This is a genomic window from Methylophaga sp. OBS1 (genome assembly GCF_026319365.1).
In genome coordinates this window covers 1,333,915-1,347,019 of record NZ_JAPDMS010000001.1, presented here as the reverse complement: position 1 = coordinate 1,347,019, position 13,105 = coordinate 1,333,915, and the positions used below count along the sequence as shown (strand labels likewise).

The 13,105-nt window shown below is 52.0% G+C and carries 14 protein-coding genes; 12 read left to right on the top strand and 2 right to left on the bottom strand.

Annotated elements, in window-relative coordinates; all coding sequences use genetic code 11:
* Positions 1-72: 72 nt before the first annotated feature.
* The 4 genes from bioA (at position 73) to ahpF (ending at position 4,045) form a co-directional block, all read left to right on the top strand.
* Positions 73-1,380 (top strand): adenosylmethionine--8-amino-7-oxononanoate transaminase, encoded by a 1,308-nt coding sequence (gene bioA, locus OMQ46_RS06500; protein WP_266234844.1) that lies wholly within the window; start codon positions 73-75, stop codon positions 1,378-1,380.
* Between the two features lie 119 nt (positions 1,381-1,499).
* Positions 1,500-1,571: a pyrroloquinoline quinone precursor peptide PqqA gene (gene pqqA, locus OMQ46_RS16635; protein ID WP_081443609.1), complete on the top strand. Its 72-nt coding sequence runs from the start codon at positions 1,500-1,502 to the stop codon at positions 1,569-1,571.
* A 242-nt stretch (positions 1,572-1,813) separates the two neighbouring features.
* Positions 1,814-2,380 carry an alkyl hydroperoxide reductase subunit C gene (gene ahpC / locus OMQ46_RS06495; RefSeq protein WP_266234846.1) on the top strand — a complete coding sequence of 189 codons (567 nt, stop codon included), beginning with the start codon at positions 1,814-1,816 and terminating at the stop codon, positions 2,378-2,380.
* Positions 2,381-2,464: 84 nt separating this feature from the next.
* On the top strand, positions 2,465-4,045 hold the full coding sequence (gene ahpF / locus OMQ46_RS06490) for an alkyl hydroperoxide reductase subunit F (protein WP_266234848.1): 1,581 nt from the start codon (positions 2,465-2,467) through the stop codon (positions 4,043-4,045).
* 13 nt (positions 4,046-4,058) lie between these two features.
* On the opposite strand, the gene OMQ46_RS06485 is transcribed toward ahpF, so the two are convergent.
* Together OMQ46_RS06485 and OMQ46_RS06480 are read right to left on the bottom strand one after the other, a co-directional pair.
* The gene (locus tag OMQ46_RS06485) at positions 4,059-4,733 is read right to left on the bottom strand and encodes a response regulator transcription factor (RefSeq protein WP_266234850.1); all 675 of its coding nucleotides are present in this window, start codon (positions 4,731-4,733) and stop codon (positions 4,059-4,061) included.
* Positions 4,726-6,099: a sensor histidine kinase gene (locus OMQ46_RS06480; protein ID WP_266234851.1), complete on the bottom strand. Its 1,374-nt coding sequence runs from the start codon at positions 6,097-6,099 to the stop codon at positions 4,726-4,728. The genes OMQ46_RS06485 and OMQ46_RS06480 overlap by 8 nt, the downstream gene beginning before the upstream one ends.
* A gap of 181 nt (positions 6,100-6,280) precedes the next feature.
* Between OMQ46_RS06480 and OMQ46_RS06475 the strand changes: the two genes are divergently transcribed.
* The 8 genes from OMQ46_RS06475 to OMQ46_RS06440 all read left to right on the top strand — a co-directional run bounded on the left by OMQ46_RS06475 (position 6,281) and on the right by OMQ46_RS06440 (position 13,067).
* Entirely contained in the window at positions 6,281-6,679 is a 399-nt protein-coding gene (locus OMQ46_RS06475; RefSeq protein ID WP_266234853.1) for a hypothetical protein, read from the top strand.
* Between the two features lie 45 nt (positions 6,680-6,724).
* Complete coding sequence (locus tag OMQ46_RS06470) at positions 6,725-7,744, top strand: AAA family ATPase (RefSeq protein ID WP_266234855.1); 1,020 nt, start codon at positions 6,725-6,727, stop codon at positions 7,742-7,744.
* A gap of 5 nt (positions 7,745-7,749) precedes the next feature.
* Complete coding sequence (locus tag OMQ46_RS06465) at positions 7,750-8,637, top strand: DUF58 domain-containing protein (protein WP_266234858.1); 888 nt, start codon at positions 7,750-7,752, stop codon at positions 8,635-8,637.
* Positions 8,638-8,647: 10 nt separating this feature from the next.
* Positions 8,648-9,493, top strand: a complete 846-nt coding sequence (locus OMQ46_RS06460) for a hypothetical protein (RefSeq protein ID WP_266234859.1) — start codon at positions 8,648-8,650, stop codon at positions 9,491-9,493.
* Positions 9,490-10,506 (top strand): vWA domain-containing protein, encoded by a 1,017-nt coding sequence (locus OMQ46_RS06455; RefSeq protein ID WP_266234861.1) that lies wholly within the window; start codon positions 9,490-9,492, stop codon positions 10,504-10,506. The genes OMQ46_RS06460 and OMQ46_RS06455 overlap by 4 nt, the downstream gene beginning before the upstream one ends.
* Complete coding sequence (locus tag OMQ46_RS06450) at positions 10,499-11,038, top strand: MxaK protein (RefSeq protein WP_266234863.1); 540 nt, start codon at positions 10,499-10,501, stop codon at positions 11,036-11,038. Before OMQ46_RS06455 ends, OMQ46_RS06450 begins: the two co-directional genes overlap by 8 nt.
* Positions 11,035-11,970: a VWA domain-containing protein gene (locus OMQ46_RS06445; RefSeq protein ID WP_266234864.1), complete on the top strand. Its 936-nt coding sequence runs from the start codon at positions 11,035-11,037 to the stop codon at positions 11,968-11,970. The genes OMQ46_RS06450 and OMQ46_RS06445 overlap by 4 nt, the downstream gene beginning before the upstream one ends.
* A gap of 77 nt (positions 11,971-12,047) precedes the next feature.
* Positions 12,048-13,067 (top strand): vWA domain-containing protein, encoded by a 1,020-nt coding sequence (locus OMQ46_RS06440; protein WP_266234865.1) that lies wholly within the window; start codon positions 12,048-12,050, stop codon positions 13,065-13,067.
* Positions 13,068-13,105 lie beyond the last annotated feature (38 nt).

Genomic DNA, 13,105 nt, shown 5'->3' with positions numbered 1-13,105 from the left:
ATAGCAGGCTGAAGCGATAAGCCAAGTTTGTAAAAATTGGGGCCGGCTTGTGACTACTGCTATGATCTGCGGATGGAAAAAACAGCGAATCTCGAGTTTGATGCCGCTCATATCTGGCATCCCTATACCAGCGTGGCCAATCCCCCGCTATTACATGAAGTGCAGTCTGCCGACGGGGTCAGATTGAGACTCAGCGATGGTCGTCATGTGGTTGATGGTATGTCCTCATGGTGGTCAGCCATTCATGGTTATAATCATCCACGTTTGAATGAGGCTGCAAAATCGCAACTGGATAAGATGTCGCATGTGATGTTCGGCGGTCTGACTCATGAACCGGCAGTGAATCTCGCCCGTAAACTTATCGACATCACCGATGACAGTCTGCAGTACGTGTTTCTGGCTGATTCCGGTTCGGTCTCGGTGGAAGTTGCAATAAAAATGTCCATTCAGCACTGGTTTGCCCAGGGTCAGCCACGCAAACAGCGTCTGATGTCAGTCCGCAACGGTTACCACGGCGATACTTTCGGTGCGATGTCGGTGTGTGACCCGGTCAATGGCATGCATTCGATGTTCGAGCAGGTCCTGCCAAAACATATTTTCGCACCGGCCCCTTCCTGCCAGCGAGATGAGGACTGGGATGACAGCCATATCGCCGAGTTCAGACGCTTAATCCGCGAACACCATCATGAGCTCGCAGCGGTCATTCTGGAGCCGCTGGTACAGGGTGCCGGTGGTATGAGGATGTATTGCCCCGAATACCTGAGGCAGGTCCGGACATTGTGCGATGAATACGGCGTGTTGCTGATCTTTGATGAAATCGCGACCGGCTTTGGTCGTACCGGATCGTTGTTTGCCTATGAACAGGCCGGCATCGTGCCGGATATTCTGTGTCTGGGGAAAGCCTTGACCGGTGGTTATATGACGCTGGCAGCCACGCTGTGTAATCGAAAAGTCGCAGAGGGCATTTCCGCGGATGGCAGCGGTGTACTGATGCATGGCCCGACCTTCATGGGCAATCCCCTGGCTTGCCGCGTGGCTGCCGAAAGCATTGATGTGCTGATGGAATCAGACTGGCAGGGTAATGTCTCCCGCATCGAAATGCAGCTTCGGAATGAATTAATGCCCTATCAATCACACCAGATAGTCAATGAGGTCAGAGTCAAAGGCGCCATCGGTGTTGTGGATTTGAACCGGCCGTTGGATGATTGTATGGACTGGTTACCGGGCTTTATTGTTGACCAGGGCGTCTGGATCCGACCATTCAGAACGATGATTTACATCATGCCGCCTTATATCATCGATGCGGCTGATTTAAGTTTACTGACTGGTGCCATCGGCAGGATGCTGGATGAGATAGTCCAGCGCCAGGCGATTGAGTGATAGGAAAAATCCTGACCGTAATAGCGGAAAGCGCTGATGTTCGGATTGCTATGGAAAGGTAAACTGCTTCATAGTTATCAGATTGCTGGTAACTCGACAAACAATACGAGGACTGCATCATGTGGACTAAACCAGAATATTCAGACATGCGTTTCGGCTTCGAAGTCACTATGTACATTTGCAATCGCTAATACAGTGTGATTTCATCAAAAAGGCTCTTGGAGGAATTCAAGGGCCTTTTTTGTTTCAGCCTCTGCAAAAAAGCCCTGACAACAGCCACGGAAAGGCAGTATTTCTTGACGATTCAGTCTGCCTGAATTCTTAATCGTTTTTACCAATCATATTAATTGAATTAAGTCGTTGTACCTATCCATTAGGCTCGACTACAATGCCAACTGTCATTTACGACATAACCCAATTAAAGGAGCTAATAATGTCATCACTGATTAATACAGAAATTAAACCTTTTAAAGCGACTGCCTATCACAACGGCGAGTTCGTCGATGTCACAAGTGACGACGTCAAAGGTAAATGGGCTGTATTTGTTTTCTACCCAGCTGACTTTACTTTTGTCTGCCCGACTGAACTGGGCGACGTGGCTGACCACTACGAACAACTGAAAGAAATGGGCGTTGAAGTTTACTCAGTCTCTACTGACACTCACTTCGTTCACAAAGCATGGCACGATGCGTCTGAAACCATTAAGAAAATCAAGTTCCCAATGATTGGTGACCCAACTGGCCGCATCAGCCGTAACTTCGACGTCATGATCGAAGAAGACGGTGTCGCGCTGCGCGGTACCTTCATCATGGATCCAGACGGCGTTATCAAAGCGGCTGAAATCAACGATCTGGGCATCGGCCGTAGTGCAAAAGATCTGGTACGTAAAGTACAGGCTGCACAATACGTCGCGACTCACGAAGGCGAAGTTTGCCCTGCTTCATGGCAGCCAGGTGAAGAAACACTGGCTCCATCACTGGACCTGGTCGGCAAAATCTAAGATCTGCCGTCTTGCCAGAGACTGTGTCCGGGCCCTGCGCCCGGACCCGGTCAACATATTGTTAACTGATTACAGGTATTTATCATGTTGGATGCAAACATCGCTGCACAATTAAAAGGCTATCTGGAAAACATCAAACGCCCAATCGAATTGGTTGCGGCGCTGGATGAGAGTGCCAAAGCCAATGAAATGCGTGAGTTGCTGCAGGAAATCGCAGAGATGTCGCCACAAATCAGCTTTGTCGATGACGTTCACAGCGACAGCCGCAAGCCTTCGTTCCAGATTAAGCAACCGGACGGCGAAGAAAAAATCCGCTTTGCCGGCATTCCGATGGGGCACGAGTTCACCTCTCTGGTACTGGCACTGCTGCACACCGGCGGGCATCCAACCAAACTGAGCGAAGAAGTGATTGACCAGATCAAGAATCTGGAAGGTGAATATCACTTCGAAACCTATATTTCTCTGTCGTGCCAGAACTGTCCGGAAGTAGTCCAGGCTTTAAACGTCATGGCTATTCACAACCCGAATATCAGCCACACCATGATTGATGGTGCGCTGTTCCAGGACGAAGTCGATGAGCGTCAAATCATGGCGGTACCGACTGTATATCTGAACGACAAGAGCTTCGGCCAGGGCCGCATGAGCCTGCCGGAAATCATTGCCAAGCTGGATAAAGGCGCGGTTAAGCGCGAAGCAGAAAAAATAAGTGCCAAAGATGACTTTGATGTGCTGATTGTTGGTGGCGGTCCTGCCGGTGCTTCAGCTTCAATCTATGCCGCCCGTAAAGGCATACGTACCGGTATTGTGGCCGAGCGTTTTGGCGGTCAGGTCATGGATACCATGGCGATTGAAAACTTCATTTCAGTGAAAGAAACCGAAGGGCCCAAGCTGGTCGCAGCACTGGAAGAACACGTCAAGGAATATGATGTTGACGTGATGAACCTGCAACGCGCCAAAAAGCTGAGCAAAAAAGACAAAATGATCGAAGTCGAGCTGGAAAGCGGCGCGACCCTGTGCAGTAAAACCGTGATTCTGGCCACCGGTGCCCGCTGGAAACAGTTGGGTGTGCCGGGTGAAGAAGAGTATCGCGGTCATGGCGTCGCTTACTGCCCGCACTGTGATGGCCCACTGTTTAAGGGTAAACCGGTCGCCGTCATCGGTGGCGGTAACTCGGGTGTGGAAGCGGCGATTGATTTGGCTGGTATTGTCGGTCACGTCACGCTGATTGAGTACAACGGTGAACTGCGTGCTGACGCAGTATTGCAGAAAAAGCTGTTCTCACTGGATAACGTCAGCATTGTCACCGGTGCGCAAACCACCGAAATCACCGGTGCTGATGGCAAAGTGAACGGTCTGGTCTATATCGACCGTGCCACCGAGCAGAAACACACGCTGGATCTGAACGCGGTATTTATCCAGATTGGTCTGGTGCCCAATACTGACTGGTTGGAGGATACGATTACACTGAGCAAATACGGTGAAATCGAAATCGACAATCACGGCCAGACTTCAATGCCGGGTGTGTTTGCTGCAGGGGACGTCACCACCATCCCATACAAGCAAATCATCATGGCGATGGGGGATGGTGCCCGGGCTGCATTGGGATCATTCGATTACATCATCCGCAGCGACTTTGATGATGACAAAGAAACCAACGCTGCCTGATAGCATCAGGATTTCATTCTGAACCTGGAGCCTCGTCAACCAGATCCAACAGGTTGACGAGGTTCATTTTTATTGCGAGTCGGGTCAGTTCAATATCACTGCTGACGCCCAGCTTTTTCTTGATGATGTAATGCGAGTTGGACACGGTTTTAGGGCTGATATTGAGCAGTTCAGCAATCGCCTGATTCGACTTGGCATCGACCAGTAAACGCAAAATCTCGAATTCCCTGACGGTCAGTTCGTCCAGCGCTGACTGCTCCTGTCCCAGTTTCTCCATGGCCAGTGCCTGAGCGATATCGGCGCTTAGCGTATGTTTATTCTGAGCCACCTGATGAATAGCCCGGATCAGGGCTTCCGGTTCACTGCTTTTGGTAATGTAGCCCAGTGCACCGGCGCGCGTGGCCTGCAGAGCAAAGCTGGGATTCTGATGCATGCTGAATACCAGCACCCGGGCACTGCCGTCATACTGACGAATCCGTTCAATCGCTTTCAGGCCGCTCTGGCCGGGCAGGGAAATATCCATGACCACGACATCAGGCTGATAGTGTTTGTAATGGTTGTAGGCTTCGTTGCCATCACCGGCTTCACATATGACCTCAAACTCGGCTTGTTTCTGCAGCAGAGAGCGGTAACCCTCCCTGACAATGGCATGGTCATCGACCAGCATAATCGTGACAGTATTACTCATGTTGTGAAGACTCTTGAGTGGCTTCAGGGATCGGGAGCGACGCACTGACCTGCAGGCCACCGTAGCGCAGGGCTTCAAGTTTCAGGCGTCCGCCCAGTGCTGTGACTCGCTCGTGAATCCCGAACAGCCCCATACCCAGGGTGTTTTCGAAGGATTCTGCCTGTGCAATACCGTCATCACGGATAATCAGTGAAACCGTGTCATCCGTCATGCGTCGCAGACTGATTTCGGCCTTGCCGGCCCGGGCGTGTTTGGCGATATTGGTCAGACATTCCTGCACAATCCGGTAGATGTTGACCGGTAGCGGATCCGGCAACTGATCCAGGCTATCATCGATATCCAGTTCATATTGCGTCTGGTTGCCGCTGCGCTGGTTCCAGCTCTTCACCAGTTGTCTCAGACTGGCACTGAGCCCAAGTTCGTCCACCTCTGACGGTCTCAGGCGGGTCAAAAGATTACGCAGCGCAGTCATCATATGACCCGTGATATGACTGATAGACTGCACTTCATCCACCACAGCAGGGCAATCCTTTCTGGCGGTTTGAACCACGGAAGCAGTGACTGCATTGATGCCCGCCAGACATTGACCGAATTCATCATGCAGTTCCCGGGATATATAACGATGTTCCTCTTCCTGAGCGTTCATCAGTTTCATGGCCAGTCTTTTATTTTCTGCCAAGGTATGCTGCTGACTGCTGGCAAGTGCATTGATCGCCTCGCTGGTGCGGCGCCATTCCACGATATCGAAGCTCGGCAGACGATAATCCAGATTGCCTTCGCGCATTTTTTCCAGTCCGCCGACAATACGCTGTGCGGGTTGCAGCATGCGGTTAATGGTCCAGAACATCAAAATGCACAAGGCGACGAAAGTGACCGTCAATACGCCGATGACGGCGCGCAGGTTATTCCAGGCACGGGTAGTTTCCATCTGTACATTGAGCGTCACCAGCACGGTGCCGTAGCGCAGTGCATTGAAATTGACCGGGGTTCTGACTTCATAATCCGGATTAAAAAACTGCTGGTAAACGTTGCCGAACCAGTTTGGATAGGTGGTTTTAAGATCAGGCATGTCGTTACAAAGGCTTCGCTCACGACTCTGGGTCCGCGACAGGAACTGGGTGCAGGAACCGGGCACACCGCCGATACCTCGCCATTGATTCACATCAGGAAAAGGCCTTGAAAAATCATAGCGCTGGAACATCTGCAGCATCTGCTGCCGGGTTTGCCTTTCTATCCGGTTCGCGGTCTGCTTGGCTTCGAAGATCGCCTGTTTATCGGTCTGGTACAACACATACCAGGCACTGCCCATCAGGCAGACCAGTGCAATCAGCAGTATGCGAACCAGCAACTGAGCTTTTAAATTCATGCGTATTTCACGGGGCTCAAAGGAAGTTAAAGTCTAGGCTCTATACGGTCAGCTTGAAAGTCGTCAATTCCAGCTCGGGAAATTTGCCCGAGCTTTGAGGGCAGATATCTGGTGCGGTCATCTCGCTCGCCGTTTTTAATAGCGGTGGTTGCAATAACAATAAACAGAGCGAGAGAAAAAGATGGAAATATTACTGATTGGTGCTGTGGCGACGATAGCAGCGTTGATTCTGAGCGCCTGGTTGATGACCTTTGCCAAGTGGTTTCCATTGCCCGGTGTGGATGCATTTATTATCGACTACAAAACCATGATAAGGGCGCATGTCGATTATGCACTGATGGCTTTATTCAGTCTGGGGTTTTACGGCGCTGCCAGAGGCGCTGGTATCGAGCTGCCGGTGGTGGCATGCTGGGCGGTGGCGATTGGCGGCTTCACCAACCCGACTATATTTATTATCGCGGCATTTGACATGGCGTTCTGGGACAAAATGATCTGGAAACTATTCTCGGCAGTGAGTTTTGCCATTACTACGGTGGGTTTTGTCTGGATTGGATTCACTTTTCTGCAATTTGCTTGGTAAAGTAGTCCGGCACAAAAAACATAAAAATAGTTAAGGGGAGAGAACATGGCTGAATCTCAGCTGTTACAAACAGCGCGTGACCACGCGTTGGCACTGGAAAAAGGCGTCAATGACGTTGTTGTCGGTCAGACCCAGGCTGTACGTCTGATACTAATCGCTTTGCATGCGCGCGGTCACGTACTGCTGGAAGGCGGTGTGGGTGTCGGTAAAACCACTTTGCTGCGGGCTTTTTCCAAAGCACTCGGCGGCGCATTCGGCCGGATTGAGGGCAGTGTCGACCTGATGCCCAATGATCTGCTTTACAGTGCCTGGGTCAATGCTGACGGCAAGCCGGTGATTGATCCCGGTCCGCTGATTAGTCACGGTGAAGAAACTGCCGTGTTCTTCTTCAATGAAATCAACCGTGCCCGGCCACAGGTTCAATCATTGTTGTTGCGGGCTATGGCCGAGCGCAGTGTCGAAGCCTTCGGTAAGGAATATCGTTTCCCGCATATGGTGGTATTTGCCGACCGTAATGCGGTGGAAAAAGAAGAAACCTTTGAGCTCAGTGCTGCAGCGCGTGACCGTTTCCTGTTTGAAATCAACATCAGTCGTCCTGAAGAAGATGAAATCCGCCGTCGTCTGATTTTCGATCCGGCTTTCCATGATGTCGATCAATTGTTGGCCGGTATCAGTGAGCCCTTGCTGGATTATCGTGAACTCAATCAGCTTGACCGTGAAATCCAGCGTTCCATCTTTGTCTCGCCGGAAATTGAGAACTACGTGGTACGACTCTGGGATGCCAGCTGGAAACCAGCGGAAATGGGCATTGAAATGGACGATATCTACGTAGAAGACCTGGTGGTAGCGGGTGCCAGTGTCCGTGGTATGTCTGCCATGGTCCGTGCAGCCAAGGTCAGTGCCTGGCTGGAAGGCCGAGATCATGTGCTGCCGGATGATATCCATACCGTGCTGTTGCCGTCGATGACACACCGTGTGTTCCTGTCGCCGGTCTATGAAGGTCGCCGTGAACAGATCATGCCGCAGTTTGTCAGTGCGCTGCGCGATCACATCGCCACACCTTAATCATCATGGATTTACGAGACCTGCAGCCGCAGGAATTTACTTACCGTTTTCCGGATAAGGTTTTCGGCCATGTGCCGGGTGCGCACAGCGGCACCGCATTGGGCAGTGGCGATCGCTTTGCCGGCTTTGCTGATCTGTTTGATTATCCCGATCCGCGCAGGCTGGATATCCGTGCCAGTATCCGCAGTCAGGCGGCAGATATCACCCAGCAGCAACAGCGCTGGCTGGTGAAACGCTACCAGCAGCGCGCTTCTATCACTTTATGGCTGCTGGCCGATGTCAGTAAATCGATGTCGGTAGCCAGTGTGAACCATGAGCGTCTGGCGAGACTGGCGCATATGATTGCTCATACCTCCATCGGTCTGGGTGATCGCTTTGCGATGGCGGCTTTTGATTCCATCTGGCGCCAGGACCTCACTATCATGCCGACGACTCAGCGCAGTATGCCGGCCTTTGCAGCCGAGAAGCTGCTGAGGGCCGAGGCGCCTTCAGCACCGGGCGCCGCGGGTCTGGTTCATGCTGCTGATCTGGTCAATAACAAACGCGCCATGGTGTTTCTGGCATCCGACTTTTGTTATGACCTGGAACTGGTCGAGCGCAGCTTGCGAAAGCTGTCACAGTACACCGTGATTCCAATTGTCTGGCGCCATGATGATGTGGATCATTTCCCGTCGCATGCCGGCTGGGCGGAAACCCGCGATGCCGAAACCGGTCAGCGCCACAGCGTCTGGATGCGGCCCGGCATGAAAAAACGCTGGCAACAGCAGATGGATGATCATTTTTCCCGGTTGACCGAGTGTTTCATGCGCTATCGCATCAGACCTTTGTTTGTCGACGGTGATATCACGCCGCAGCAGTTGACTGAATATTTTCACGGTATGAAAAGAGCTTAGGGATGCAGATATGCGTAATTGCTTAGTACTAATCTTGTTTCTGTTTTCCCTGCAGGCGCAGGCGATAGACACATCAATAGAACTGGATCGGAGTTGGGGCCTGCTGATTGGCGACAGGCTGACCGCCACGGTCGTATTGCCGGTGCCGGTTGCTGATCTCGATTCACACTCATTGCCTCAGATTGAAAAACGCTATGGTCCCTGGCTTTACCTGCATGAGCTTGAACAGCAGGACAACCGACTGAGATTGTACTTTCAGTTGATTAATGTGCCGGCGGAAAACCGTGAAGTTGCGACACCGGCGCTGGAATTAAGAACCAAAGACGGCGAATTCATTACGGTGCCATCCGCGCCGATGCAGATTGGCTCATTCATGGAGCAGCGTGATGAAGGCGAGGGCTCGCCCAACATGATTCCACGGGGTGATATGCGCCTGTTGCCCACAGAGCAGACCACACTGAACTGGCAACTGTGGGCTACGCTGGCGGTGCTGCTGCTGAGTAGCCTGATCTGGTTGTTGTGGCACTTCGGCCTGCGTCCACGGCACCGTCTGCCCTTTGCCACCGCGATGTTTGAACTCAATAAAATGCGTTTGTTGGGACGTAAAGATGCCGATGTCGCCAGCCGCGTCCTGCATCATGCATTCAATCGCTGTGCAGGTCGTGTGGTGATTAACAGTGAGCTTGAAAACCTCTGGCAGAATTGTCCCTGGCTGGCACCGTTGAAAACCGATATTGAAAGTTTTTACCAGATTTCAGCAGCCCACTTCTTCAGCCCCAGTGCAGCCGAGCAAAAAAGCTTTGAGGACTTGCTGAAGCTGGCCAGATCCTGCCGGGAGCGGGAGCGCCTGGCATGAACCTGTTCGGCCTGGAGTGGTTTAATCCCGCTTTTTTACTGTTGCTGCCGCTGGCGGCCTTGCCGTGGTTTAATCATAACCTCGATAAGACGGTTGCCTGGGTCAACCTGGTACCGATGGACCCTTTGTCGCGCTTTTTTAATATCGGTCTCAAACTGCTGTCGACCCTGGTTATCGCCGCGCTGATACTGGCACTGGCCGGCCCCAGTCTGCCTGAACAGAAAATCGAACGTATCGGTGAAGGGGCGGAGATTGTGTTGTTGCTTGACCGCAGCCGCAGTATGGATGACCCGTTTGCGGTCAAACATCAAGCCGCGGTCGTCAGTGTGGGCGGCGATGACTCGAAACGCAATGTGGCCCGGGATTATCTGACTGAATTCGTGCGTAACCGACCCGATGATCGCTTCGGTTTTGTCTTCTTCAGCACCAAGTCGGTCAATCTGTTGCCACTGACTTATGACAAAGACGTGGTGCTGGCGACCATCAATGCCAACGCATTGGGCAAGGGGTTATCTGATACCAATATGGCTGAAGCGCTGCTCAGTAGTGCCGACATGTTTGAGGGACAGACCTATCGCGGTTCACGTATCGTCCTGTTGGTTTCTGATGGTGGTCAGTTGTTGTCGGATGAAGCCAAAGAAGAGATCAGCCGACTTTATAAAGAAATGAATCTCACGATCTACTGGATTTATCTCAAGTCGAATCAGGCGATGACACTGGAAGAGTCAGATGAAGACAGCATGCTCTGGATGGACATTCCCGAGCGTAAGCTGCATAACTTCTTTAAATCCATCGGCGTGCCTTACCGTGCTTTTGAAGCCGGTTCACTGGAAGCTTTCGCAGACGCGCTCGCCGAGATTGATCGCCAGCATTATCAGACACTGATTGTTGAAGAGACGCTGCCGCATGAGCCCAAAACGGACTTTTTATTATGGCTCGCGCTGTTAGCGGTGCTGCTGTTGGCAGCGTCCCATGTTTACACCTTCTGGGGAGTGAAAAAAGCCCATGAATAAAATCTTGCTTGTCGCCCGTTGGCTTTTGATTATGCTGATTATCGGCAGTGCAGCGCTGGCAGTGATGACTGGCTTTCGCCTCTGGCAGGCGCAACAGATCAACGCCTATATCAGTGAACCGGAGTCATTTGACGTGGTTCCCGATGATCCGCGCGCACATTTTGCTCACGCCAATATGCTCGAACGTCAGCAGGAGCATGATCAAGCGCTGGAAGCGCTGACGCGGGTTCTGGGTGAGGCTGACGCAGACTTGCTGCCTTTGGCTTATTATAACCGTGGCAATATTAATCTGCGTGAGGCATTGAAGCTGACCAGCTCCGATGGCAGACAGATCCCGCTGGTTGAACTGGCCAAACAGGATTACCGTAGCGCACTGGCACTGGATCCGCTGATGTGGTCTGCACGTTACAATCTGGAAGTAGCATTACGGGTGGTTCCGGAAGATCCGGCCAATAATGAAGACTTTGAGAAAAACGTCATCAGTAGCCAGCGCTCGATTGAGAGTAAGGCCTTCAAGGTCGATCTGCCATGAGGCTGAGCTATCAGAAACGCATCACCTTCACTGCCATTATCATGGTCGTGGCCCTGATCCTGGTGATGGCGGCGCTGTGGATGCCGCATATCAAACGGGATGTAAAAATCATGGATGCGCTGTTTGTGATTGATATCACCGACAGCATGAATGTTGAAGATGCCATGGTTGAGGGAGAGGCGGTGAGCCGTCTGGCGTGGGCCAAGGAATTCACCCGCCGTGCTTTTCTGGATATGCCCTGTGGTGCCCATGCCGGGCTGGCTATTTTCAGTGAAGCAAGAAGTCTGATTCTGATGAATCCGGTTGAGGTCTGCAGTAGTTATCATGATCTCACGCAGATGCTGAACCAGTTCGATCCGCATATGGCCTGGGCGCGTTCCAGTGAAGTCTCCAAAGCCGTCTACACCGCCATACGTCAGGCCAAAGAAATCGAACCGGAACCCACCATTGTGTTTGTCACTGATGGACACGAGTCGCCGCCATTACATGAATCGCTGTTCCCCAGATTTGATGGTAAACCCGGCGAGATTCATGGTGTCCTGGTCGGGGTCGGCGGTGAAGATCTGTTACCGATCCCCAAAACCAATGAGCAGGGGGAAATAGAAGGGGTCTGGGAAGTGAATGATGTCATGCATCAGGATGTCTATGCTTCGCTTCGCTCTGACAGCTCCAGAAACGTGCCGCAGGCGCGGACAGAACACCTTTCTTCCCAGAAAAAGTCACATCTGCAGACACTCGCTGATCGTGTCGGCTTTGAATTTGTGTCATCACCGACGAGACCGGGCAAACTCGTTGACGCGATTGAAAATGTCTCAGAGACACGTCCGCAGACCATCGACTATGATCTTTATGCCTGGTTTGCCGCCATTGCACTGGCACTGATTCTGCTGGTGTATTTACCCTACGGCTGGTTTATCCGAGCGGATGATTAGCGGCTAACAGCCTCTCAGCGGGAGCTGGCTATGATGTACCGGAACCGCAGTATTTTGTCCCGGCAGACAGAAGATTGATGCTGGGCTGGGAAATCCCTGGTCTATTGTGGCTATTACCCCTGGCATTATTGCCATGGCTTAGCCACAACACCGATAAGACGGTCGCCTGGCAGGCGATGCTGCCCCATGACCGCCTGTCGACACTGCTGACACTGTTATTCAAGCTCCTGGGCAGCCTCGCTATCGCCTCATTATTGCTATCACTGGCCGGCCCTTATATTCCCGAGCGGCTGGTTGAACGTAACCGTCAGGGTGCGGAATTTGTGATCCTGCTGGACCGGAGTCGCAGCATGGATGACATTTTTGCCCGACCGCCCCGTAACACATTGCCCAGACAACGCTTTTCCACCCGCAGCAAACGCACCGTTTCAGGTGATTACCTGCTCGAATTTGTCAAACGCCGTCCTGATGATCGTTTTGGATATATTTTATTCAGCACCAGTGCGACAGAGATTCTGCCCCTCAGTTACAACCGCGAAGCGATCCTTGCCACTATTGAGGCGGGAGCGTTGGGTAAAGGCTTATCTAAAACCGATATCTTCCAGGCATTGCGCCAAGCCGCTGAAATGTTTGAGGGAGAGGCTTACCGGGGCTCACGTAATATCTTGTTGATTTCCGATGGTGGTGAAATTCTCGATGCGGATGAAAAATCCCAGGTACAGGCGCTTCTGGCCGAAATGCGGATTAATCTCTATTGGATCTATCTTCGCAGTATGAGAGGGATGACGCTGGATGAGCAGGCGGATGATAATCTGTTATGGCTGGATATGCCGGAGCGTAAATTGCACCGTTTTTTTAAACAGCTCACGACACCATACCAGGCCTTTGAGGCTGGTTCCCTGAAAGAGTTTGCCGCTGCCATTGATGAAATTGATCGCCAGCAATATCAGCCGCTGATTATTGAGGAACGTTTGCCCAAGCAGTCGCGTGCGGATGTATTGTTATATCTGGCATTATTATGCTGCGGTGTGCTGGCGTTTGCCCGCCTCTATACCCGTTGGGGCGTAGAGAAAGCCTTTGATAAACACAGTGACTGACAGTCGCAATCAGTGGCCGGCTTTGCTATCGTGACGGG

Coding starts and splice junctions, on each gene's coding strand:
- OMQ46_RS06465 (WP_266234858.1), top strand. CDS start 7,750: ATGGATTTACGAGACCTGCAGCCGCAGGAATTTACTTACCGTTTTCCG.
- bioA (WP_266234844.1), top strand. CDS start 73: ATGGAAAAAACAGCGAATCTCGAGTTTGATGCCGCTCATATCTGGCAT.
- OMQ46_RS06485 (WP_266234850.1), bottom strand. CDS start 4,733: ATGAGTAATACTGTCACGATTATGCTGGTCGATGACCATGCCATTGTC.
- OMQ46_RS06460 (WP_266234859.1), top strand. CDS start 8,648: ATGCGTAATTGCTTAGTACTAATCTTGTTTCTGTTTTCCCTGCAGGCG.
- OMQ46_RS06440 (WP_266234865.1), top strand. CDS start 12,048: ATGCTGGGCTGGGAAATCCCTGGTCTATTGTGGCTATTACCCCTGGCA.
- OMQ46_RS06475 (WP_266234853.1), top strand. CDS start 6,281: ATGGAAATATTACTGATTGGTGCTGTGGCGACGATAGCAGCGTTGATT.
- OMQ46_RS06470 (WP_266234855.1), top strand. CDS start 6,725: ATGGCTGAATCTCAGCTGTTACAAACAGCGCGTGACCACGCGTTGGCA.
- OMQ46_RS06455 (WP_266234861.1), top strand. CDS start 9,490: ATGAACCTGTTCGGCCTGGAGTGGTTTAATCCCGCTTTTTTACTGTTG.
- ahpC (WP_266234846.1), top strand. CDS start 1,814: ATGTCATCACTGATTAATACAGAAATTAAACCTTTTAAAGCGACTGCC.
- OMQ46_RS06480 (WP_266234851.1), bottom strand. CDS start 6,099: ATGAATTTAAAAGCTCAGTTGCTGGTTCGCATACTGCTGATTGCACTG.
- OMQ46_RS06450 (WP_266234863.1), top strand. CDS start 10,499: ATGAATAAAATCTTGCTTGTCGCCCGTTGGCTTTTGATTATGCTGATT.
- ahpF (WP_266234848.1), top strand. CDS start 2,465: ATGTTGGATGCAAACATCGCTGCACAATTAAAAGGCTATCTGGAAAAC.
- OMQ46_RS06445 (WP_266234864.1), top strand. CDS start 11,035: ATGAGGCTGAGCTATCAGAAACGCATCACCTTCACTGCCATTATCATG.